22 protein-coding genes are annotated in these 21,862 nt (G+C 62.2%); 13 read left to right on the top strand and 9 right to left on the bottom strand.

The features are described 5' to 3' along the window. Window positions 1–687 (bottom strand): GntR family transcriptional regulator, encoded by a 687-nt coding sequence (locus tag V4T21_RS17020; RefSeq protein ID WP_332719073.1) that lies wholly within the window; start codon window positions 685–687, stop codon window positions 1–3. Window positions 688–858: 171 nt separating this feature from the next. Between V4T21_RS17020 and V4T21_RS17015 the strand changes: the two genes are divergently transcribed. Further along, window positions 859–1,875, top strand: a complete 1,017-nt coding sequence (locus V4T21_RS17015; RefSeq protein ID WP_332719071.1) for an ABC transporter ATP-binding protein — start codon at window positions 859–861, stop codon at window positions 1,873–1,875. Here the strand turns inward: V4T21_RS17015 and V4T21_RS17010 are convergent. From V4T21_RS17010 to V4T21_RS17000, 3 genes are all read right to left on the bottom strand, one after another. After that, window positions 1,872–3,524: an ABC transporter permease gene (locus tag V4T21_RS17010; RefSeq protein WP_332719070.1), complete on the bottom strand. Its 1,653-nt coding sequence runs from the start codon at window positions 3,522–3,524 to the stop codon at window positions 1,872–1,874. The genes V4T21_RS17015 and V4T21_RS17010 overlap by 4 nt on opposite strands. Before the next feature lie 81 nt (window positions 3,525–3,605). Further along, window positions 3,606–4,577, bottom strand: coding sequence for an ABC transporter substrate-binding protein (locus V4T21_RS17005; RefSeq protein ID WP_332719068.1), 972 nt, complete (start codon window positions 4,575–4,577; stop codon window positions 3,606–3,608). A gap of 133 nt (window positions 4,578–4,710) precedes the next feature. Continuing rightward, entirely contained in the window at window positions 4,711–5,487 is a 777-nt protein-coding gene (locus V4T21_RS17000) for an NAD-dependent epimerase/dehydratase family protein (RefSeq protein ID WP_332719066.1), read from the bottom strand. A 162-nt stretch (window positions 5,488–5,649) separates the two neighbouring features. Between V4T21_RS17000 and V4T21_RS16995 the strand changes: the two genes are divergently transcribed. The 4 genes from V4T21_RS16995 to V4T21_RS16980 all read left to right on the top strand — a co-directional run bounded on the left by V4T21_RS16995 (window position 5,650) and on the right by V4T21_RS16980 (window position 9,360). Then, the gene (locus V4T21_RS16995; protein WP_332719064.1) at window positions 5,650–6,369 is read left to right on the top strand and encodes a FadR/GntR family transcriptional regulator; all 720 of its coding nucleotides are present in this window, start codon (window positions 5,650–5,652) and stop codon (window positions 6,367–6,369) included. A gap of 80 nt (window positions 6,370–6,449) precedes the next feature. Beyond that, window positions 6,450–7,358: a 5-dehydro-4-deoxyglucarate dehydratase gene (kdgD, locus tag V4T21_RS16990; RefSeq protein ID WP_332719062.1), complete on the top strand. Its 909-nt coding sequence runs from the start codon at window positions 6,450–6,452 to the stop codon at window positions 7,356–7,358. Then, window positions 7,355–8,491: a mandelate racemase/muconate lactonizing enzyme family protein gene (locus V4T21_RS16985; protein ID WP_332719060.1), complete on the top strand. Its 1,137-nt coding sequence runs from the start codon at window positions 7,355–7,357 to the stop codon at window positions 8,489–8,491. Before kdgD ends, V4T21_RS16985 begins: the two co-directional genes overlap by 4 nt. After that, window positions 8,491–9,360 carry an amidohydrolase family protein gene (locus V4T21_RS16980; protein WP_332719286.1) on the top strand — a complete coding sequence of 290 codons (870 nt, stop codon included), beginning with the start codon at window positions 8,491–8,493 and terminating at the stop codon, window positions 9,358–9,360. The genes V4T21_RS16985 and V4T21_RS16980 overlap by 1 nt, the downstream gene beginning before the upstream one ends. A 31-nt stretch (window positions 9,361–9,391) precedes the next feature. Here V4T21_RS16980 and kduD read toward each other — a convergent pair whose 3' ends face one another. Next, complete coding sequence (kduD, locus tag V4T21_RS16975; protein ID WP_440589670.1) at window positions 9,392–10,126, bottom strand: 2-dehydro-3-deoxy-D-gluconate 5-dehydrogenase KduD; 735 nt, start codon at window positions 10,124–10,126, stop codon at window positions 9,392–9,394. 38 nt (window positions 10,127–10,164) lie between these two features. Further along, complete coding sequence (gene kduI, locus V4T21_RS16970) at window positions 10,165–11,001, bottom strand: 5-dehydro-4-deoxy-D-glucuronate isomerase (RefSeq protein ID WP_332719056.1); 837 nt, start codon at window positions 10,999–11,001, stop codon at window positions 10,165–10,167. 305 nt (window positions 11,002–11,306) lie between these two features. On the opposite strand from kduI, the gene V4T21_RS16965 reads away from it, so the two are divergent. The 7 genes from V4T21_RS16965 to V4T21_RS16935 all read left to right on the top strand — a co-directional run bounded on the left by V4T21_RS16965 (window position 11,307) and on the right by V4T21_RS16935 (window position 17,705). After that, the gene (locus tag V4T21_RS16965; RefSeq protein ID WP_332719054.1) at window positions 11,307–12,902 is read left to right on the top strand and encodes an ABC transporter substrate-binding protein; all 1,596 of its coding nucleotides are present in this window, start codon (window positions 11,307–11,309) and stop codon (window positions 12,900–12,902) included. 104 nt (window positions 12,903–13,006) lie between these two features. Continuing rightward, entirely contained in the window at window positions 13,007–14,047 is a 1,041-nt protein-coding gene (locus V4T21_RS16960) for an ABC transporter permease (RefSeq protein WP_332719052.1), read from the top strand. After that, window positions 14,044–14,958, top strand: a complete 915-nt coding sequence (gene nikC / locus V4T21_RS16955) for a nickel transporter permease (protein ID WP_440589669.1) — start codon at window positions 14,044–14,046, stop codon at window positions 14,956–14,958. Before V4T21_RS16960 ends, nikC begins: the two co-directional genes overlap by 4 nt. Before the next feature lie 10 nt (window positions 14,959–14,968). Further along, entirely contained in the window at window positions 14,969–15,823 is an 855-nt protein-coding gene (locus V4T21_RS16950; RefSeq protein ID WP_332719050.1) for an ABC transporter ATP-binding protein, read from the top strand. Further along, window positions 15,820–16,599 carry an ABC transporter ATP-binding protein gene (locus V4T21_RS16945; RefSeq protein ID WP_332719048.1) on the top strand — a complete coding sequence of 260 codons (780 nt, stop codon included), beginning with the start codon at window positions 15,820–15,822 and terminating at the stop codon, window positions 16,597–16,599. Before V4T21_RS16950 ends, V4T21_RS16945 begins: the two co-directional genes overlap by 4 nt. A 14-nt stretch (window positions 16,600–16,613) precedes the next feature. Beyond that, window positions 16,614–16,949 (top strand): cupin domain-containing protein, encoded by a 336-nt coding sequence (locus V4T21_RS16940; protein WP_332719045.1) that lies wholly within the window; start codon window positions 16,614–16,616, stop codon window positions 16,947–16,949. Between the two features lie 51 nt (window positions 16,950–17,000). Continuing rightward, window positions 17,001–17,705 carry a FadR/GntR family transcriptional regulator gene (locus V4T21_RS16935; RefSeq protein ID WP_332719044.1) on the top strand — a complete coding sequence of 235 codons (705 nt, stop codon included), beginning with the start codon at window positions 17,001–17,003 and terminating at the stop codon, window positions 17,703–17,705. 28 nt (window positions 17,706–17,733) lie between these two features. On the opposite strand, the gene V4T21_RS16930 is transcribed toward V4T21_RS16935, so the two are convergent. The 3 genes from V4T21_RS16930 to V4T21_RS16920 all read right to left on the bottom strand — a co-directional run bounded on the left by V4T21_RS16930 (window position 17,734) and on the right by V4T21_RS16920 (window position 20,778). Next, complete coding sequence (locus V4T21_RS16930) at window positions 17,734–18,885, bottom strand: mandelate racemase family protein (protein ID WP_332719043.1); 1,152 nt, start codon at window positions 18,883–18,885, stop codon at window positions 17,734–17,736. A gap of 83 nt (window positions 18,886–18,968) precedes the next feature. Further along, the gene (locus tag V4T21_RS16925; protein ID WP_332719041.1) at window positions 18,969–20,051 is read right to left on the bottom strand and encodes a mandelate racemase/muconate lactonizing enzyme family protein; all 1,083 of its coding nucleotides are present in this window, start codon (window positions 20,049–20,051) and stop codon (window positions 18,969–18,971) included. A gap of 28 nt (window positions 20,052–20,079) precedes the next feature. Next, window positions 20,080–20,778: a FadR/GntR family transcriptional regulator gene (locus tag V4T21_RS16920; protein ID WP_332719039.1), complete on the bottom strand. Its 699-nt coding sequence runs from the start codon at window positions 20,776–20,778 to the stop codon at window positions 20,080–20,082. 98 nt (window positions 20,779–20,876) lie between these two features. Here V4T21_RS16920 and V4T21_RS16915 point away from each other — a divergent pair, with 98 nt between their 5' ends. Continuing rightward, a complete protein-coding gene (locus V4T21_RS16915; RefSeq protein WP_332719037.1) occupies window positions 20,877–21,734 on the top strand; it encodes an NAD-dependent epimerase/dehydratase family protein in 858 nt (285 codons plus the stop codon). Window positions 21,735–21,862 lie beyond the last annotated feature (128 nt).

Raw genomic sequence — 21,862 nt, 5'->3', positions numbered from 1 at the left:
TCAGCTCTTGATCCTTCGTCTTTCCAGAGCCTGCTCCCAGACCGTGACCATACGCAGGCGAGACCCCTCGAGGTGATTGGCCAGTTCGGCCTCCGCCGCGATGGGGTCGCCAGCCTTGATCAGGTCGAAGAGCTCGCGGTGCTTGACCGCGTTGGCCTCCAGGTTCTGATGAAGGAAAACGGTGAGACGCAGCAGCGTCATCATGATCTCTTTGTATTGCTGCCACACATCAGTCAGCCTGCGATGACCGGAAAGGGCGCAGATCTCGTTGTGGAAGTCGATGTCGGCGAGCCCGAATTCCTCGGGGTCCTTGGCGTCCGCCGCCCGTTCCATGTCGCGCACGGTGCTTTCGAGACGGCTGAGGGAAATGGTTTCCCCGCCCTTCATGACCAGGCGGACGGCAAGGGCTTCGAGGGTGCCGCGCAGCGAATAGAGCTCGTTGATATCGTCCGACCCGATTCCGGTGACGACAACGCCCTGACGCCGGCTTTCGACCAGTCCTTCGGCCTGGAGAATCCGGAAGGCATCGCGAACCGGCCCACGGCTGACGCCGTAGCGCTCGGCCAGATCGGCTTCGATCAACCGCTCGCCCGCCGGAAGATCTCCGATGACGATGGCTTGTCGCAGACCTGCGGCAACGCGCGGCCCGAGAGATTCTCGAACGATGACTGTGGGGCTCAAGCTCACGCCCTGCTCCTCCATTTTGGGTGACGGTAAACGGTTAACCGTCGACGAGTCAAGCCTCGTCAGGAAAGGGTTCGGCAAGGTGTGATGCGCCAGGTTTCCGCTGTCTCGGCCGCGCCATCCCGGGGAAAACGGCTGTCTCGCGATTGTCATATCCGGCTTCTATTGGGGGCTATGACCACCATCTCCCTTCAAGGCCTCGGCAAGTCATTCGGTGACGCCGCAGCCGTTCAGAACGTCAGCTTCGATTTGCCCGCCGGCTCGTTCACCGCGCTGCTTGGCCCTTCGGGCTGCGGCAAAACCACCCTGCTGCGCCTGATCGCCGGTCTCGAACAGCCGACCGCAGGCAGCGTCGGGTTCGACGGAACGCTCATGGCCGATGCCAAAACCCTCGTGCCGCCCGAAAAGCGCAATCTGGGCATCGTCTTTCAATCCTATGCGCTCTGGCCGCATATGGATGTGGCCGCCAATGTGGCCTATCCGCTCAAGGGGCGGGGCGTGGCGCGCGACGAAATCGCGCGGCGCGTCGCAGAAGCCCTGTCGGTCGTTTCGCTCGCCGGCTACGCCGACCGCAGCGTGGATGCGCTCTCGGGCGGCCAGCGCCAACGGGTTGCACTGGCCCGGTGCCTCGTCACCGGCACGCGCATTATCCTGCTCGATGAGCCTCTGGCCAATCTCGACGTCCATTTGCGCGCCGCCATGCTCGATGTCTTTGCCGATATTCACCAGCGCACCGGCGCCACCGTGGTTTTCGTCACGCACGACCAGTCCGAAGCGCTGGCATTGGCCGACAGGATCGTGGTTCTCGACAACGGTCGGGTGCAGCAGATCGGCTCGCCGCAGGATATCTACGCCCGTCCCGCCAATGCGATGGTCGCGGGTTTCGTTGGGCGTGGCGAACTTCTTGATGCGATGGTTCACGGTGGCGTGGCGCGGATCGGGGATTGGGCGATCGCCGCTCGTGGAAAAGGCGAAGGGCCGGTCAAGCTTCTGGTGCGCCCGCAAGCGGTGCAACTGGCCGATACAGGTCTTGCCGCGACCGTGCGCCGCGCCCGGTTTACCGGCGCCAATTACGAGACCACGCTCGTCCTTGCGTCAGGCGATGCCGTCGTCGCCGACCTTCCCGAGCGTCTCGATACCGGAGCAGTGGTCCATGCCGCCATCGGCGACGCCTGGATCGTCCCGGCCTAACGCCAAGGCAGGACACCCGCCGGCAGACGGGGTGCGAGCCGGTCCATCACCAGCAGCAGCGCTACAACCACGCCAATGGTGACAACGGCTATCGCCGAGGCCTGCGCCGACAGCCCCGCCTCGTCGAGCGAAAAGAGGATGACCCCCAGCGTCTCGTTCCGGCTCGACCAGAGCAGCGCCGATACCGTCAATTCGTTGAAGGCGCTCATGAACACCAGCAGGGCCCCCGCCGTGGCGGCGGGCGCTGCCAGGGGCAGGATGATGGTCGAAAGCCTTCTCAGAGGTCCCGCACCGGCTGCCGCCGCGGCCTCGGTCAATTGCGGCGGAATTTGCCCCAGCGCCGCATCCACCGGGCGCACGGCCAGGGTCGCAAATCGCATGAGATAGGCCACAAGAATGATCCAGGGCGTGTTGTAGAGGCTGCCGATAAGCGGCAATGGCCGCAGGAACAGCAAGATGCAGGCAATGGCCAGAACGATCCCCGGCAGCGCATAGGGCAAATCGAGCAGGCCATGCAGGGCCTGCCGCGCGCGTGTCGGCATGGTCCTCAGCCCGAACGCGACCGGAACGGCCAGAAGCGCCAGGATCAGCGCCGCCAGGCCGGCGAGATAGAAGGAATTGAAAAAGGCCCTCACCGTCGATGCCTGCCGCACCAGCACCTCGACATAATTGTCCAGCGTTACGGTGTCGAGGCTCAGCCGTACCCCATAGGAGGGGACGAGCGAGGTGGTGACCAGCGCCAGCATGGGCAGCACCAGCATTGCTCCGATCAGGACAATGCCGAGTGCGGCGACCGGCCAGCGCCAAGGGCCTAAAGTGATCCGCGCCCGAAGGCCCCGCGCCACCGCAAAGCTCTCGCGCCTTTGCGCCAGCCCCTGAATGGCGATGCCCGCAATGGCGATGGCGGCGATCAACAGCGACAGCATGGCGACCTGCGTCAGCACGGTAGGCCCGCTGCTCGCCAATTGCTGATAGATCAGCGTCGCAAGGGTCAGATAGTTGACTGGAAGGCCAAGCAGTGCCGGGATGCCGAAATTACCCACGCCCGAAACGAAGGCAAGCGCCAGCGCGGCGACGAAATAGGGGCGCATCAGCGGCAGGATCACCGTGAACAGCACCCGCCACGGCCTGGCGCCGGCGGCCCGCGCCGCCTCGAAATAGTCGCGCGGCAAACCCGTCAGCCCGGCGCGCAAGGTAATGAAAACGATGGGGGCGTGCTGGATGCCATAGAGCACTATGATACCGTCGCGTCCCATAAGCGGGTTCGGCGTTCCGGTTGCGGGCGCCAGCCCAAGCGTGCCCAAGAGTGCGCTCGACGGTCCCAGAAGCTGGATATAGGCCAGCGCGGTGACCTGCGGTGCAATCATCACCGGCAAAAGCAGCATGAAGCCTTGCAGCCGCCGCAGCGGCATGTCGGTGAGCGCCACGAGAAACGCAAACGGCGCACCGATCACCAGCGCAAGAACGGCGCCCATGACGGCGGTATCGAGGGTATTGAACATGGCGCGTTGCGTGGCGCCGCGCATCAGTCTTTCGATGAGAGGCTGGAGGTCAAGTCCCCCATCTCCCACGAGCGCGGTCAGCGTCAGTCGCGTCAAAGGCAGCGCCGCCAGAAGGCCGATGGCAAAAATGGCGAGGGCAGCGGGCACGAACCGGCCCGCTGCGCTTGGAAAGCGCCCGGCCGCGACGGGCCGGGCGATAAGATTTGCGCTCTGGAAATTCAAGCTTGTTTACTGACCGAAAATCTCGCCGAAGCGATCGCGATTGGCCTGTTCATTGGCCAGGGCGTCAGCGGCATCATAGCCCAGCACGTTGATTTCCGAACGATCCGGATAGCCCTCGGGAAGCGCGATGCCGTCGCGCGCCGGAATATAACCCTGGCTGACGGCGAGTTCCTGGCCCTCTTCGGACAGCAGGAAGTCGATGAACAGCTTGGCGTTTTCCTGGTTCTGCGACGATTGAAGGATCGCGGCGGGCTCGGTCACGGCCGAAACGCCCTCGGTGGGGAACACGAATTGTACGGGTGCGCCATTGGCGGCTTCGCGGATCGGCATGTAGTCGACAATCATGCCATAGAGCTTTTCGCCGCCGGAAACCGCCGTGAGAATGCCGCCATTGCCGCCCGATGCCTGCGCGCCGTTTTCGGCCAGAGCGGAGTAGAAATCCCAGCCTTCCGGCAGGTTCTCGGTCAGTGTCACGGTGTGGATCAGCGCCGCGCCGGAGGTGAGCGGGCTCGGCATCGCCACCTGGTTCTGGGCGTCGGGGCCGATCAGATCTTGCCAGCTCGTGGGGATCATGGTCGCGGCGGTGTTATAAACGATGCCGGTCGTGATCAGCTTGGTCGAGAAATAGGCGCCGTCTTCGTCGTGCAGCCCTTCGGGGTAGGCGCTGACGTCGGCATCGGAATAGTTGAGCAGCAGGCCTTCGGCCTTGAGGCCTTCCATGGTCACGACGTCGGCGATCAGCAGAATGTCGGCCTGCGGTGCGCCCGCTTCCAGTTCGGAGCGGAACCGCGCCATGATCTGCGGGGTGCCGTCGCGCACCCAATCGACAGTGATGTCGGGATATTCGGCCATGAAGGCGTCAGCGGTCTGCTGCGCATCGGTCTGCGGCTGGCTGGTATAGAGAACCAGGCGGCCTTCCTGGGCGAGGCTGGGGGAAATGGTGGCCAGCAGCAAGCCGGCGGTGATGATGACGCGCATGTCTGTCTCCAACAATGGGCGCGCACGAGCAAAATCGCGCGGCGCCGATCCGGGGCCTTTAGACCTGCTCGGTAACGCTGGGATGACAATTTGCGAAAGTGCAGTGGGCGGGGCGATCGGCCAGGCCCGATTGCTAGAGCAGCGGGTCCTGCGTGTTATTCCCGCCCTGGAAAATTGCCAGTGGGCTATCGGGCGCGGGCGGATCGATTTGGGGAGCGAAAGGGTCGGCGCTGTCCTTGGGGGTCCAGCCCAGATAGCCCACATGCGCGTTGGACCACCAGGCGCGGCTGTTGTTGGAAACGCCCCATATGGTCGGGCAACCCAGGCGCGGGACCTCGAATACCCTTTCCACGAGGCCGGCAAAATCATCATAGCTGAGCCAGGTGGCCAGCATGCGATAATCGGTGGGTTTTTCAAAGCATGAGCCAAGCCTCACGATCGCCGTTTCCTGGCCGAACTTGTCGAAATAGAAGCGGGCGAGCGCCTCGCCGAAGCTCTTGGAGACTCCATACATGCCATCGGGGCGATGGGGTGAGGCGTGATCGACCGGCTCGTGCTGATCGTAAAAGCCCATGACGTGATTGGAGCCTGCAAAGAAGATGCGCGGGTGCCCATGGGCGCGCGCGGCTTCGTAGAGATTGCGCAGGCCCACGATATTGGCCGCCAAAATCGTGGAAAAACTCTGCTCGGTTGCAACGCCGCCCAGATGGACGATCCCGTCACATCCTTCGACTAGCGCGGAAACCGCCGCGGCGTCGGCAAGGTCGCATTGGACCAGTTCCTCATCGGGTCCGGCCTGCCCCAGGTCCGCAAGGTCGGACACCCGGATCGTGGTTGCGAGGTGTTTGAGCTTGTGGCGCGCTACCCTGCCCAGGCTTCCCGCTGCCCCAGTGATCAGCAATCGCCTCATATCCCGTTTGCTCCCGTTTCTTGACGCGCCACCATTAAAGATAAGACAGGCGGCGTCAATCTGTCTGATGAGAGAGGCGTGCACTTGCTTGACAGGGGCGAACGGGCAGTGTCTTTCTAGCTGGAAAAGCTACGATTCCGGAAAGTTTGAGGTTTGTCGCGCATGAAAACGCAAAGCGAAATTGTGGGGCAGGCGGGAGGAACACTTGTCGTTCAGGTAGCGAGCGCGCTGCGCAATGCGATTTTATCCGGCCAGTACAAGGTTGGGGACAAACTGCCCAGCGAGGCACGGCTGACCGAGGTACACGGCGTGAGCCGAACCGTGGTGCGCGAGGCGATCGCCGCCCTGCGCTCGGACGGCCTCGTCGAACCGCGCCGGGGGGCCGGGGTTTTCGTGCTCGAACCGATTGCCCCGGCGGGGCTTCCCTTCCAGAATATCGACCACGATCGGATTTCTTCGATCATCGAACTGCTCGAATTGCGCGGATCGGTGGAGGTCGAAGCCGCTGCGCTCGCCGCTACCCGCCGCTCGCCGGCGCAAGAGGAGGCCATTATCGAGCGGCACCGGGCCGTGGGGGACTGTATCGCGCAGGGCAAGCCCACGAGCGCCGCCGATTTTGCTTTGCACCAGGCTATTGCCGAGGCTACCAACAATCCCCGCTTTGTCGAGTTCATGGATCTTATGGGCCAGAACGCCATTCCCCGCGCCGCCCTGGCCGAACCCGGTGGCGAGGTATCGGAAGCCTATTTGAGCCAATTGCACGAAGAGCACGGACGAATCGTCAGCGCCATTTCCAATGGTGACCAGGAAGCCGCGCGCGAGGCAATGCGTGCCCATCTGCAGGGCAGCCAGCGGCGCTATCGCGCGCTGTTGCGAACTTAGATATCATACAAGTTGTTGACATAGGTCATGCAAGTGGATAGCGGTAAGGCATCGATGTATTTTTACCGAGGACCAGCTACATGAACCCCCAGGACGTCAAACGCGCGCTCGGCGCGGGTCTGCTTTCCTTCCCCGTGACCCATTTCGATGCCGAGGGTCGGTTCAATGCCAAATCCTATCAGGATCATGTGGCGTGGCTCGCCGGCTTCGAGGCCACCACATTATTCGCGGCAGGCGGCACCGGGGAATTCTTTTCGCTCACTCCGGAGGAAATTCCCTCTGTCGTGGCCGCTGCCAAGGAAGCGGCCGGCGGCAAGGCTGCTATCGTTTCGGGTTGCGGTTACGGCACCGAAATGGCGGTTTCCATCGCCAGATCCGTCGAAAAGGCCGGCGCTGACGGGATCCTGCTTTTGCCGCACTATCTGATCGATGCGCCCCAGGACGGGCTTTACGAGCATGTAAAGAGGGTTTGCCAGTCGGTTGGCATCGGGGTCATGGTCTATAACCGCGACAATTCCATCATCGAGGCCGATACCCTTGCGCGGCTGTGCGAGGCATGCCCGAACCTTATCGGTTTCAAGGACGGCTCGGGGGATATTGGGCTGGTGCGCCAGATCACAGCGACGCTGGGTGACCGGCTGACCTATCTTGGGGGCATGCCCACGGCCGAGCTTTTCGCCGAAGCCTATCTCGCGGCGGGGTTTACGACCTATTCGTCCGCTGTGTTCAACTTCGTGCCGGAACTGGCGGTGGAGTTCTACAAGGCGCTGCGTGGTGGTAATCGGGCGCGCTGCGAAGCGATCCTCAAGGATTTCTTCTACCCCTTCATGAAAATTCGCAGCAGGCGCAAGGGCTATGCGGTCGCCGCCGTCAAGGCCGGAGTGCGGTTGCAGGGGTTCGATGCAGGCCCGGTGCGCGCGCCGCTTGTCGACCTCACGAAGGAAGAAGAAGCCATGCTCGAAGCGTTGATCGGCGCGCATAAAAGATGAAGATAGCGGCGGTCAACACCCACCTTCTTGAACATCAGCTCGATACCGCGTTCGAAAGCGCCTCGATGCGCTTTGACAAGCGGGTGCATGTTCTGGTGGAGATCGTCTGCGACGATGGGACGACCGGGTGGGGCGAATGCCTCGGCCCGGCGTTGCCCAATGCGGCCGTGGTCAAGGCCTATGCGCAATGGCTCATCGGTAAGGACCCACTGGAAACCGAAAAGCACTGGGCGGTGCTTTACAACGCCCTGCGCGATCAGGGGCAGCGGGGATTGTCGATCACTGCGTTGTCGGGGATCGACATTGCGCTCTGGGACATCAAGGGCAAGCATTTCGGCGTTCCTATCTCGACCCTGCTGGGCGGGCGGTTCTGCGAGAGCGTCAGGGCCTATGCCACCGGCGGGTTCAAGCGCGATGGGGTCGATCGGGTCGAGGACAATGCCGCCGATGTTGCGCGCTACCGCAGCGAGGGGTTCCATGCCACCAAGATCAAGATCGGGTTCAACCCGGACGAGGATTTGCGCGTGATTGCCGCCGTTCGCGAGGCGGCGGGGCCGGATATGCGGGTGATGATCGATGGCAATCATGGCTATGAAGCCTATGAGGCTATCAGGGTCGGGCAAAAGGCCGCCGAATATGGCATCGACTGGTTCGAAGAACCCGTTGTTCCTGAACAACTTGCCACCTATCGCGAGGTGAGGGCGCGTCAGCCGATCCCGGTGGCGGGCGGGGAGACATGGCATACCCGCTGGGGCATGCGTGAGCCGCTTGAGACGCGCTGCGTCGATATTATCCAGCCCGATATCTGCGGATGTGGCGGGTTTTCCGAGATGAAACGCATCGCCGATCTTGCGTCCCTGCATGGGGTGCGGGTGGTGCCTCACGTCTGGGGAACGGCGATACAGATCGCGGCGGCGCTGCAGTTCATGGCAGCGATGGTGCCCGACCCGATGCGGACCAATCCACTCGATCCGATCCTGGAATTCGACAGGACGGACAACCCCTTCCGTCAGGCTGTCGTGACGTCGCCGATCGAGCATGTCGGGGGCCTTGTGGCCATTCCCGATGGGCCTGGGTTGGGCATCGAGATCGACCGTAACGCGCTGACTGAATTTGCGCCCAAGGTCCGGTAATCGTGGATAGAATTTACAGCGGCAAGGCACCGCAAACCAAGTTGCCCAAGGGCGCCATCGATACGCAGATGCACGCCTATCTGCCCAGTTTTCCGGCGCTTCCCGGCGGTCCCGGCCTGCCGCCCGAGCCGTTGCCGACGCCCGATGATTACCTCGAAACCATGAAATGGCTGGGCATTGATCGGGTTGTCGCGACCCAGGGCAATGCGCATCAATTCGACAATTCCTGTCTTCTCGCGTGCCTGAAAGCCTTTGGAAACAAGGCGAAAGGGGTGGCGGTGGTGACCGGAGAAACCTCGGACGCCGAAATGGAATCGCTTGCCGCCGTGGGCGTGGTGGGCGCGCGGATCATGGATATATCGAGCGGTGCGATGGGGCTGGATCGGCTTGAAGAAGTCGATGATCGGGCGGCGGCGTTCGGGTGGATGATGGCCGTCCAGTTCGACGGCAGCAACATCGTCGATCATTTCGACAGGCTGGCGGCACTGAAATCGCGCTGGGTGCTCGATCATCACGGCAAGTTCTTTGCCGGGGTGACGCCCGATAGCTCGCAGATCGCTGCGCTCAAGCGGTTGATCGATAAGGGAAAAACCTGGTTCAAATTCGCCGGTTGCTATGAATCGAGCCGGGTGGGTGGGCCAGATTACGCCGATATCGCAGCCGTGGCCCGCGACATCGCGGCCTATGCGCCGGAGCGGATTATCTGGGGCACCAACTGGCCGCACAATGCCGCCAAACGGGCCGAGGACTATCCCGACGATGCGGCGCTGCTCGATACCGTGCTCGGGTGGTTTCCCGATGACAAGGGCCGGACATTGGCCCTTGTCGATAACCCCGAGACACTTTTCGGTTTCGAGCGGGCACGCTAATTCCGTTTTGCGCCCCGGCGATAAGTTTTGCCTACCGCGCCAGCCAGCCGCCATCGACGGGGATGGTCGCGCCGTGCATGTAGTTGGAGGCGGGGGCCAGAAGGAACACCGCCGCATCGCCGATATCGGAGGGTTCGCCCCAGCGTCCGGCAGGGATTCTGCCCAGAATCTGGGCGTTCCGCTCGGGATCGGCGCGCAGGGCCTCCGTGTTGTTGGTTTCGATATAGCCCGGAGCGATGGCATTGACGTTGATGCCTTTTTGCGCCCATTCGCAGGCCAATAGCCGGGTCAAACCCATGATACCCGATTTCGACGCCGTATAAGAAGCGACGCGGATGCCGCCCTGATAGCTGAGCATCGAGGCGATATTGACGATTTTCGCTTTCATATCAGGGATTTGAAGAACGTGACGAGCCAACGCTTGAGCGAGGAAGAACGCAGTTTTGAGGTTGAGATCGACGACCGAATCCCAGTCCTCTTCGGTGAAATCGAGCGCATCGGCACGGCGGATTATGCCCGCATTGTTGACGAGGCCGTCGATGGGACCATGGGTGTCCCACGCCGCATCGAGCATGGCATGTGGCGGCATATACGGGTCGAGATCGGCAAATATGGGCGTAATCGGCGCCTCTATACGCGATAGACTGGCAGCCTTGTGCGAAGTCTCGTCCATGGAAGAGCGCCCGACGGCCAGAACACGGCCTCCGGCCTTGACGATCGCCAGGGCGATGCCCTGACCGATGCCTGTATTGGCACCGGTCACCATGATGGTTTTCCCTGATAGGGAAAAGGCCGAGAGGTCGGTCACAGGATGTCTCCGGGCTGGACGGGTTCGACATCGGTGTAATCGACATTGTCGCCGGCCATGGCCCAGATGAAAGTGTAATTGGCGGTACCGACGCCCGAATGGATCGACCAGGGAGGCGAAAGTACGGCCTGCTCGTTGGCGACGACGAGATGGCGGGTTTCGGTGGGCTCGCCCATCAGGTGAATGATACGCTGAGCCGGATCGAGGCCGAAATAGAGATAGGCTTCCATGCGGCGCGAATGGATGTGCGCGGGCATGGTGTTCCAGTTCGAACCCGGTGCGAGCGTCGTCATGCCGACGACGAGCTGGCAGGTTTCCACGGCTTGGGAGAACTGGAAGATGGAACGCTCATTACAGGTTTCCGACGCGCCCAGGTCGAGCCGCTTGGCGTCGTCGATCCTGATAAGTTTCGTGGGATGAGTGGCGTGGGCCGGCGCGCTCACGAGATAGAATTTGGCCGGGGCTGCGCTATCGTCGGATGCGAAGGTAACGTCGCCAGCGCCGCGCCCGATATAGATCATGTCGCGATGGCCCAGGTCGAACTGGTCGCCATCGACGGTGACCGAACCGGACTGGCCGATATTGACCGCGATCAATTCGCGGCGGGCGAGAAATGTCTCGGTGCCTGTCGGCTTGATCGCTTCGAGCTTTAGCGCGCCCGAAGCCGGAACCGCGCTGCCGACGATCATGCGGTCGTAATGAGTGTAGGTAAGGCGGATTTCGCCGGTGACGAACAACTCGTCGATAAGGAAATTATCCCGCAATTCGCCGGTATCCATGGCTGCGCCGTGCTCGGGCGCTATCGCGTTGCGCTCGTTAAAAATGACGGTCATCCGGGCCTCCTATTTGCCATACAACATTTTGTCCTGTCATACATATCGCTTTACTTATCCGCAAGGGGCGGAGCACGGTTTGCTTGCGCGGAGATTTCCAAGCCGAGGGGTTTCCTTGCGAAAACTGATACGACTTTCGTGTGGAATTCCACGAAAACGCCCGAAATTTATAATTAGTGGGACTAATTATTTCCAGAACTTCTGCGGTTTCGAGCTAAATTTGTGCGAAACATGCCCAATTGACATTTAGTTGTATGATGTCGCATATGTATGGAAATGTCTTGAAATTGGGAGGAGGAACCTGAATGAAAAAGACACTTCTGGCACTGCTTGTCGCGACCGCCCTGAGTGGCACAGCTGTCCAAAGCTGGGCAGCGACGCCTGACGATCAGCTCGTGATCGGGCTGAGCATGGCCAATATCCTGACGCTCGACCCCGCAGCGATTGCAGGGCGTGAATCGACCGCCATCGTGACCAACGTCTATGACACCCCGGTGCAGCTCGACGCGGTGGATGTTACCCAGGTCAATCCGGGCCTTGCCGAAAGCTGGAACGTCAGCGAAGACGGGGTGATTACCCTCAATTTCCGTGAAGACGCGGTTTTCGCCTCGGGCAATCCGGTGACCGTGGACGACGCGATTTGGTCGTGGAAGCGCATTCTCGAACTCGAGCTGGTCGGATCGGCGACCTGGCAGGCCTATGGGTTTACCCTCGACAATTTCGACGAACACATCGCGGTCGATGGCAACACGATAACCATCACCATGCCGGAAGATGGCGACCCGCAGCTTATCCTTTACATGTTCGGCAAGCCCAGCGCCTCCTCGGTGATCGACAGCCAGACCGCGCTGGCCAATGAAGTCGACGGCGACCTGGGCGCTGCGTGGCTCACCACCAATACGGCCGGTTCGGGTCCGTTCACGCTGCGCAACTGGACGGCCAACGACACGATCATTCTCGACAGGTTTGACGATTATTGGGGCGGCGCTCCCGATATGCGGCGGGTGCTGATCCGGCACATGCCCGAAAGCCAGACCAAGCGGCTAATGCTCGAGCGCGGCGATATCGATGTGGGGCTGGCGCTTTCGGTGCCCGACATCAGCGCGCTTTCGGCCAATGACGACGTGGTCGTGCAATCGGTGCCGAGCTCAGGCTTCTATTATCTCGCCGTCTCCATGAAGGACGAGAAATATGCCGACGAGAATGTGCGGCTCGCGCTGCGCTACCTCATCGATTACCAGGGTATCAACGAAACCATCATGCCCAATTACGGCATTCTGCATCAGCGGCCGGTGACCCCGGGCGTGCTGGGCAGTATCGAGGACCCCGGCTATGCGTTCGATGTGGAGCAGGCGCTGGAGTATCTGGCCGAGGCCGGGTATCCCGACGGCTTTACCACCCAGCTTTTGGCGATCAACGAGCCGCCCTTCATCGACATCGCAACCTCGATACAGAGCACATTGGCGCAGGCGGGCATCAACGCCGAGATCGTGACGGGCACGGGCAACCAGATCTACGGCCCGATGCGCGAGCGCGATTTCGAGCTGATCGTGGGCCGTGGCGGCGGCGGGCAGGAACCGCACCCACATTCCAACATGCAGTCGCTGGTGATCAACCCCGACAATGCCGACGACGCGGGGCTTTCCGGTCTGATCGGCTGGCGCACTTCGTTCTATAACGAAGAGCTGAACGAGCTGGCCTTGCAGGCCCTGGTGGAGCGAGACCCCGATCAGCAGCGCCAGCTCTATGAGGACGTTCAGTATCTCTATGAGGAGCTGGTGCCCGCCATCCAGCCGATTTCGGCGGTGGTCGATACCGTGGTGTTCCGATCCGATATCGATGGCTTCCAGAATCATTACGGCTGGACGACGCGCTTCGACACGGTCTCCAAGAGCCGCTGACCTCACCGGAACAGGCGTGGATGCATTCGTGCGCCGCGCCCCTTTCCTCATCGCCACGAACCGCCCCGAGCCTTTGGCCGGGGCGGACAGAACGGAGCGGGTCCATGGCTCCCTTGTCTCTGCGCATACGAACCCAGGCCACCGGAGCCTTAGGATTTGTCGGCTCGATAGCGGTGACGCTGCTGGGTCTTCTGATCCTAACCTTCATCATCGGCCGCATGATGCCGGTCGATCCGGTTTTGGCCATCGTCGGCGATGAAGCCACCCAGGCGACCTATGACAGGGTCTATCGCCAGCTCGGGCTGGACCAGCCGCTTTATGTGCAGTTTTTCAGGTTTGTCGCCGATCTGGCGCGCGGCGATTTCGGCGTGGCGCTTCTGACCGGTCGTCCGGTGATCGAGGATATCGCCCGCGTGTTTCCCGCGACGATCGAACTGGGCACTATCGCCATAGCGATCGGCGCCGGGCTGGGCATTCCGCTCGGCGTCCTGGCGGCGACCAATCGCAACAAGTTTCCCGACTATTTCGTGCGGTTCTTTTCGCTGATCGCTTATTCGACCCCGACCTTCTGGTTCGGCCTCATGGGGCTTTTGGTGTTCTATGCCGTGCTGGGCTGGTCGGGCGGCTCGGGCCGCGTCGAGGTGTTCTATACCGGACTTGTCGATCCTATAACCGGCTTTCTTCTGATCGACTCCATTCTGGTGGGCGAGTGGGACGTGTTCTGGAGTGCGCTTCGTAACATCTGGCTGCCGGCGACGGTGTTGGGGCTCAACTCCATGGCCTATATTTCCCGCATGACGCGTTCGTTCATGATCGAGCAGATGGGGCAGGAATATATCGTCACCGCCCGCATCAAGGGGCTGTCGCAACGGCAGGTGATCTGGCGGCACGCATTCCGCAACATCCGCGTGCAGCTGGTGACCATCGTGGCGCTGGCCTATGGCGGGCTGCTCGAAGGCGCGGTGCTGGTCGAAACCGTGTTCTCCTGGCCCGGCTTCGGCGGCTATCTCACATCCAACCTGATGATCGGCGACATGAACGCTGTGATGGCCTGCACGCTGCTTGTGGGGCTGCTGTTCATTGCCCTCAACATTTTATCCGACGTTTTGTATCGGGTCTTCGACCCAAGGACACGGGCCCAATGAGCACCGAGCACCCCATGACCTGGCGCGAATATCTCTCCAGCGACACCATCACCAGCTCCCGTCAGGCGACGGCGCAGCGCGTTTATTGGGGCGTTATGGGGTTTTTCTCCAACCCCCTGGCGGTGTTCGGGCTGGCGATCGTTCTGGTTCTGAGCGTGATGGCGATTTTTGCGCCATGGGTCGCGACCCACAATCCGCTGGTCCAGAATTTGAGCGGAGCATTGCAGCCGCCCAGCGCGCAGAACTGGTTCGGGACCGACGAATATGGCCGCGATATCTACAGCCGCATCGTCTATGGCTCGCGCATTTCGCTCTATATCGTGGTGCTGGTTTCGGTGATCGTCGCGCCCATCGGGCTGATGATCGGCATGGCGGCGGGCTATTTCGGTGGCTGGACCGACCGGGTTCTGATGCGGATCACCGACATCTTCCTCTCCTTTCCCAGCCTCATTCTGGCGCTCGCGTTCGCCGCCGCGCTGGGGCCGGGCATCGAGAACGCCGTGACCGCCATCGCGCTCACCGCATGGCCCCCGATCGCGCGGCTGGCGCGGGCCGAGACGCTGACCACGCGGGCCGCCGATTATATCGCGGCCGCCAAGGTGTCGGGCGCTTCCTCGCTGCGCATCCTGTTGCGCCATGTGCTGCCGATCTGCATCCCCTCGGTGGTGGTGCGCACGACGCTCAACATGTCGGGCATCATGCTCACGGCGGCGGGGTTGGGCTTTCTCGGACTTGGCGCGCAGCCGCCGTCGCCAGAATGGGGCGCCATGACCTCGGCGGGGCGGCGCTTCATGATCGATAGCTGGTGGGTGGTGACCATGCCGGGCATGGCGATCCTGCTGGTGGCGCTGGCCTTCAACCTGTTCGGTGACGGGCTGCGCGACATGCTCGACCCGCGTCAGTCCAAGTAAGGGGAGCGAGATGAACCAACCCATTCTCTCGGTCAAAAACCTCAATGTCGGCTACATGTCGGCGCGGCGCGAACTGCATGCGGTGCGCAATGTGAGCTTTACCCTGGGGCGCGAAAAGGTCGCGATTATCGGGGAATCCGGTTCGGGCAAATCGACGGTTGGGCGCGCCATCGTGCGGCTTTTGCCTGAGATTGCCAGGATCACCGCCGACGAGATGCGCTTTGAGGGCAATGAGCTTTTAAAGCTGAGCGAAAAGAAGATGCAGGCGATCCGGGGCGCTCGAATCTCCATGATCCTGCAGGACCCCAAATTTTCGCTCAACCCGGTGATGAGCGTGGGCGAGCAGATCGCCGAAGCCTATCTGGCGCATCATAGGGTGGGCCGGGCAGAGGCCAAACGGCGGGCGATGGAGCAGCTCGCTGCGGTTAAGATCCGCGACCCGGAGCACGTCTATACGCTGTACCCGCACGAGGTGTCGGGCGGCATGGGGCAGCGCATCATGATTGCCATGATGCTCATTCCCGACCCGGCGATGATCATTGCCGATGAGCCGACCTCGGCGCTCGACGTGACTGTGCGGTTGCAGGTGCTGGCGCTGCTCGACGATCTGGTGAAGGACCGCGGGATCGGGCTGTTGTTCATCAGCCACGATCTCAACCTGGTGCAGAGTTTTTGCGACCGGGTGCTGATCATGTATTCGGGGCAGGTGGTCGAGGAGATCGCGGCGCGCGACCTCAAGGATGCGCAGCACCCCTATACGCGCGGGCTGCTCGCTTCGCTGCCACGGATCGGGGAGCACAAGGGGCGGTTGCCGGTGCTCGACCGGCAAAGCAGTTGGACCCAGGCCCTGGAGCGTCAGCCATGAGCATGATCGATATCGAAGGGCTCGATCTCGAGCTGGGCAGCGGAATGCGGCGGAGAAAGATTCTCGATGGTATCGGGTTTTCGGTCGCGGACGGGCAGACCTTCGGGCTGGTCGGGGAGTCGGGGTCGGGAAAATCGACGGTGCTGCGCTGTATCGCCGGGCTTTACCGGCACTGGGAGGGCGCGATCTCGGTGGAGGGGCGGAGCTTTTCGCAAACCGATCGGCTCGATTGGTGCCGCAGGGTGCAGATGGTGTTTCAGGACCCTTATGGTTCGCTGCACCCCAAGCGCAAGATCGCCGATATTCTGGCCGAACCACTCAAGATCCATAAGTTTTCCGACATCAACCGCAGGATCGGGGATGCGCTGGAGCAGGTGGGGCTGGGGGATCAATTCCGCTATCGCTATCCGCATCAGCTTTCGGGCGGGCAGCGCCAGCGCGTGGCGATTGCGCGGGCGCTGATACTGGAGCCGAAGATCCTGTTGCTCGACGAGCCGACATCGGCGCTCGACGTTTCGATCCAGGCGGAAATCCTCAATCTGTTCATGGATCTGCGCGAGCGGCACAACCTCACCTATCTGCTGGTCAGCCACGATCTCGCGGTGATCGACCACATGTGTTCCGACTTCGCCGTGATGCAGAATGGCAAGATCGTCGAGGTGCTGTCGCGACAGGCGCTGGAAAATGGCGAGGCGCAGACCGATTACACGCGGGCGCTGATCAAGGCCAGCGCCGCTTATGACCGCGACCTGGCGCTTGCCCAGGCCAATAGCTGAAAAGGAACAGGCCCATGCCGACATCGGGAAGCTTTTTGAAGGGGCAGGACGCCCAGTGGAAATCGGTCGGCGAAGGGCGCCGCATGCAGATGCTGTGCTACACCGACCAGCTGATGATGCTGCGCTGGGATTTCGAAATGGGCGCCGTGGGCGCGCCGCACATCCACCCGCATGCGCAGACGGCCTATATCGAAAGCGGGCTGTTCGACGTGACGATCGACGGGGTGACCGAACGGCTCGGGCCGGGGTCGAGCTATGTAGTGGACGGCGGCGTGCTGCACGGGGCCGTGTGCATTGAAGCGGGGACGATGGTGGATGCCTTTGCCCCGTATCGGGAAGACTATGTTTAAGCTGCGTCAGTAGCATAGGGATGGAGCAAGCCATCCAATTCGGGAATGAACATGCATAACCGTCGCGGCAGCCTTTCGCAGCGGATCGTCGAAACGGTCCAGGACCGTATTCGCAACGGGTTTTATGGACCGGGCGAAAAACTGCCGACCGAACACGCGATGATCGGGGAATTCGGCGTAAGCCGGACGGTGATCCGGGAAGCGATCGCCAATCTGCGCGCCAACGGGTTGGTGACGCCACGCCAGGGCGTGGGGGTGTTCGTCACCGACCAGCCCTTCGCCCAGCCCTTCATCCTGGGGGGCGGCGGTGGGGATGCGGTTCATGAGGCGGTGGCGGTGCTCGAGTTGCGCATCGCGCTCGAGGTGGAAACAGCGGGGCTTGCGGCGGCCCGGCGATCGCCCGAAGTGCTCAAGACCATGCGCGATGCACTGACACGAATGGATGAAGCGATAGCGGCGGGAGACGATGCCATCGAGCCCGACCTCGCGTTCCATAGGGCAATCGCGACGGCGACCGGCAACTATCACTTCGTCAATCTGTTCAACTATCTGGGAGAATTCCTGATGCCGCGCGCGCGGCTCAACACCTCCTCGATCGCCCAGGAAAGCCGCACGGACTATCTGCGGCACATCAATGAGGAACACCAAAGGGTGTTCGACGCCATCGCCGCCGGCGATAGCGAGGCGGCGCGCGGCGCGATGCGCCTGCACCTGATGGGCAGCAAGGAACGCCTGCGCGCCAGCGCCCCGGTTTGAAATCTCTCAAGGGCGAAGGCGGCTGGGGTCAATCGGCGACCAGATTGCCGTCGATGAAATCGAAATTGATGTCCTCGCTCATGCCGGGCTTGTCCGAGAGGTGGACGAAGCCGTCTTCGTCCATGGGGTCCTGTAGGGTGTTGAGGTATTCGAACCCGTCGTCATATTCGAGGAAGGGATGGAGCAAGCCGCGCTCGTACCAGCGCACGTTGCGGGCGACGGCGGCGAGGACGAGATTGGGCGCGCCATTGCCGTGGATTTCGCAGTTCATGCCAAAGGAATCAGCGAGCGCTATCGATTTGAGCGAGGGGCCGATGCCGCCGACATCGTGGACGCCGGTGCGAAGGATATCGCAGGCGCCCGATTTGATCCATTCGGCGCGCGCATGGTGCTTGCCAGCGGCGCTTTCCGGGCCAAGGACCGGGATGTCGAGATTGTCAGCCAGCCAGGCGTAGGAGGCCATCGACTGCTCGTCCATGGGTTCCTCGATCCAGGCATAGCCCAATTGCTGCAAGCCCTTGCCGAGTTCGTAGGCGTCGGTGCGCGAGTACCAGTGGAATGCGTCGATCATCAGTGAAATGTCGGGACCGACAGCCTCGCGCACGGCGGCGCAGGCCTTGAGGTCCATCCTGACGTCGGGTGCCCAGGAGACCGGCGGCATCCAGGTGTGGAGCTTGATGCCCTTATAACCGCGCTTGACGAGCTTTTCGGCAAACCGGCCGTAATCCTCGGGCGTTGCGAGCCCGCCCTCGAGTTCGTCGCCGCACATCGTGCTGCCATAGGCAGGGACCTTGTCGCGATAGGCGCCGATGAGCTTATAGACCGGGATGCCGAGCGCGCGGCCGGCCAGATCCCAGAGAGCGGTATCGACGACAGCGAGAGTACGGTCGGTGAGCTGGGCCGCGCTGCCGCGCTGCCAATGGGCCAGCTCTTGCCAGAGCCGTTCGCGATCGAACGGGTCCTGTCCGATCAGCACGGTCTTGACGAATTTTTCGATGACATGGGGACGCATGACTTCCGGTACACCGAAGCAATGCCCCTCATGGCCCTCGTCGGTGACGATGGTGATCATGCCCTGCTTGACCCGATGGGGATCGCCGGGATGGGCGTGTCCCGCCGCGTCCTGGTGCCGGCGTGTGGTGTGCCAGAACACCCGAACCTTCACATCCACGATTTTCATGGCTCTCCCCTCTCGTCCGTCATGGTTGCAGCCGTCTTATCACTACATATGATGACAGACAAGTTTGTAACTTATCTTATTAGTTAGTCGGCTGCATATCGGCGAAGCGCTTTGGAGGCGAGGCTGAACCCCCAGCCCGGGCGCGAAGGGACGGCGATTTCGCCATCGCGCATCTCCATGGCCTCGCAGTACAGCGGAGCAAACCAATCGAGGTGTTCGAGAAGGGTGGCATTGGGCAGACTCGCCATGATCTGCAGGCTCATTTCGGGGAAAAGATGGGACGAGACCGGCGTGTTGTGAGCGGCGGCCAGGGCGCCGACGCGCGCGAACTCGCTGACCCCGCCTACCCGCTGGAGATCGGGCATCAGGATATCCGCGGCGCGTGTCTCCAGCATGCGGCGGAAACCGTGGAGGGTGTATTCGTTCTCGCCGGAGGCAACAGGCATATCGAGGGCCGCGGCGACCTGGGCGGAGTGGTCCAGATCGTGCGCGGGGACGGGCTCTTCGAACCAGGCGATATCATAGCTCTCGAACTGGCGGGCGAGGGTGATGGCGGAGGCGGCGTCGAGCACCTGATTGGCATCGACCATGAGACCCACCGAAGGGCCGATGGTCTCGCGCACCGCCGCGATGCGGGGAAGATCGATTTCGGCCCGGCCGGCGAGGCGGAGTTTGACCGCGCCAAAGCCTTGGGCAGCAAAATGGCCCGCCTGTTCGACGATTTCATCGATGCTCTGGCTCAACCAGAGCCCTCCGCTGGCATAGGCGGGAACGCTGGTGCGCGACTGGCCCAGAAGCGCTGCGATCGAGCGGTTTGTGGCCTTGCCGCGCAGATCCCACAGCGCGCCATCGATGGCCGAAATGCCCATGATCGAAACGCCGGAAAAGCCGATGAAATTGATACGGCGCCAGGCATCCTGCCAAAAGGCGGCCACGTGATCGGGGTCGCGCCCGATCACCGCATCGGCGAGCACGTGCACCATGGTTTCGAGCAGTTTGTGCTGCTCGGGCCGGATGGTGAAAACGAGATTTTCCCCGACAAGGCCCTCGTCGGTTTCCAGGAAGATGGCGATCATCGAAAAGCGCTCGATCATCGCGGTGGCGTTGCCGATCGGGCGTTCGAGCGGGAGAACGAGCGGAACGGTGCGCAGTTTGGTGACGATCACGATCTGCCCTCTGAAAATTTGCCCGGCCTCACGCCATGGCGTCCCTGAAACGCTGGGCGCTGGCCATGATGTGGTGGCGCATGGCGTCGCGGGCGAAGACGGCATCCTTGTCAGCGATGCCGCGCAGGATGGCTTCGTGTTCCCGCATACGCATTTCGGCATAGCGGGTGCCGCTGCTGGGCGCGGTGCGCCAGGACCGCTCACGCGGAAAGGCGCGCTCGCCCACTTGCCGGATAACGTAGATGAACTGGGGGTTGTTGGTGGCGGCGGCTATGGCGACGTGGAAGCTGAAATCGCGCGCCACGAGTTCTTCGCGGGTCCTTGCGGCCGCCATGCCTTTAAGTTCCGCCTCGATGCGTTCGAGGTCGGCGGGGGCGCGGCGGCGGGCGGCGAGGCCGACGGCCTCGACCTCGAGCGCGAGGCGTACTTCGAGGAGGTTGAGGATCGCTGTGGGTGTGGCGTCGTCTTCGGCTTGCTCGATCTGGATATGGCCGTCATCGGCCATGCGGGCGACAAAGACCCCCGAGCCGCGCCGGCTGGTCAATTCGCCCTGGGCGCGTAGCCCCGCGACGGCCTCGCGCAGCACGGTGCGGCTCACATCGAGCTGGAGCATCAATTCATGCTCGGGCGGCAGGCGAGCGCCCGATTTGAGACCATTGGCGGCGATCCAGGCGCGGAGCCTGCCGGCGGTCTGGGCCGAGAGGCTCGGTGGTGCATCGGTTTTCATCTTGCATCGCTCGATTAATACTACTAGCACCAGTATGACTAATTTTGACGCGCTGCCAAGAGTGTGTCGGGGGATGACGCTAAGGAGGAGGAATGCCGATGCGGATCGTTGTAACCGGAGGATCGGGGCGGGTCGGCAAATTCATCGTTTCCGAACTGGCCGGGGCCGGGCACGAGGTCACCAGTCTCGACCTCGCTCCGGCACCCGAACGGATCGCCGGGGTGCGCTACATGCAGGGCAATGTCGCCCTGGCGCAGGATGTTTACGGCACGCTCGCTTACGCCCGGCCCGAGGCGGTGGTGCATATGGCGGCGTGGTCGGACCCCGGGATCGTGCCCGATACGCGGACTTATTCGGACAATGTGACCGGGCATTTCAACGTGCTCGATGCTTGCAATGCGCTAGAGGTCAAACGCATCATCCTCGCGTCCAGCGCGCAGGTCTATGGGTTTGCGGCGCTCGATCCCGAGTTCGCGCCGGTGACCGAAGATCATCCGTTACGGCCGCAGAATTCTTACGCACTCTCCAAGATCGCCGGCGAGGGGGCCGCCGATTATTTTGCGCGGCGCGGGCTCAACGTCCTGACCTTCCGCATCATGGGGGTGCGGGCGCCGCAGGATCTCGACGCTGAAATCGAGCGGGCGCTGGCCGACCCGCAAGGCGACCGGTTTCTCCTCTGGACACGCACCGATGCCCGCGACATCGCGATCGGCTGCCGGCAGGCGCTGGAGACGAGCGCGGTGGCGTCGGGACTTTACAATCTTTCGGGTACCGAGAATTTACACGACTGCGAAACCGCCGAGCTTTTCGCGCGCTATGCGCCGCGAACCGATGTTGCGGGGCTTTCCTTGGGACGCGCTTCGGGCTTCAGCTCTGAGAAGGCAAGGCGGGCTTTCGGGTATGAACCACGCTACGTGTGGTCGAAATCCAGGCGCTACGGCAACATGTCTGCCTGATTTGTCAAAGTAGTACGATAAATTATTGACGAGCGAATGCGGGGCGGCGATAATCCCTCATGCCATCCGTCTCCCGGTCCTGCATCGGCGGCGACGAATGGGGCCTCACCTGTCTTTTCGTTTCTCGG

Origin of the sequence: Pelagibacterium mangrovi, from assembly GCF_036662815.1 — a bacterium.
Taxonomy (GTDB): domain Bacteria; phylum Pseudomonadota; class Alphaproteobacteria; order Rhizobiales; family Devosiaceae; genus Pelagibacterium; species Pelagibacterium mangrovi.
Note: the sequence above shows the minus strand (reverse complement) of the source record. Positions and strands in the feature narration are given on the sequence as shown.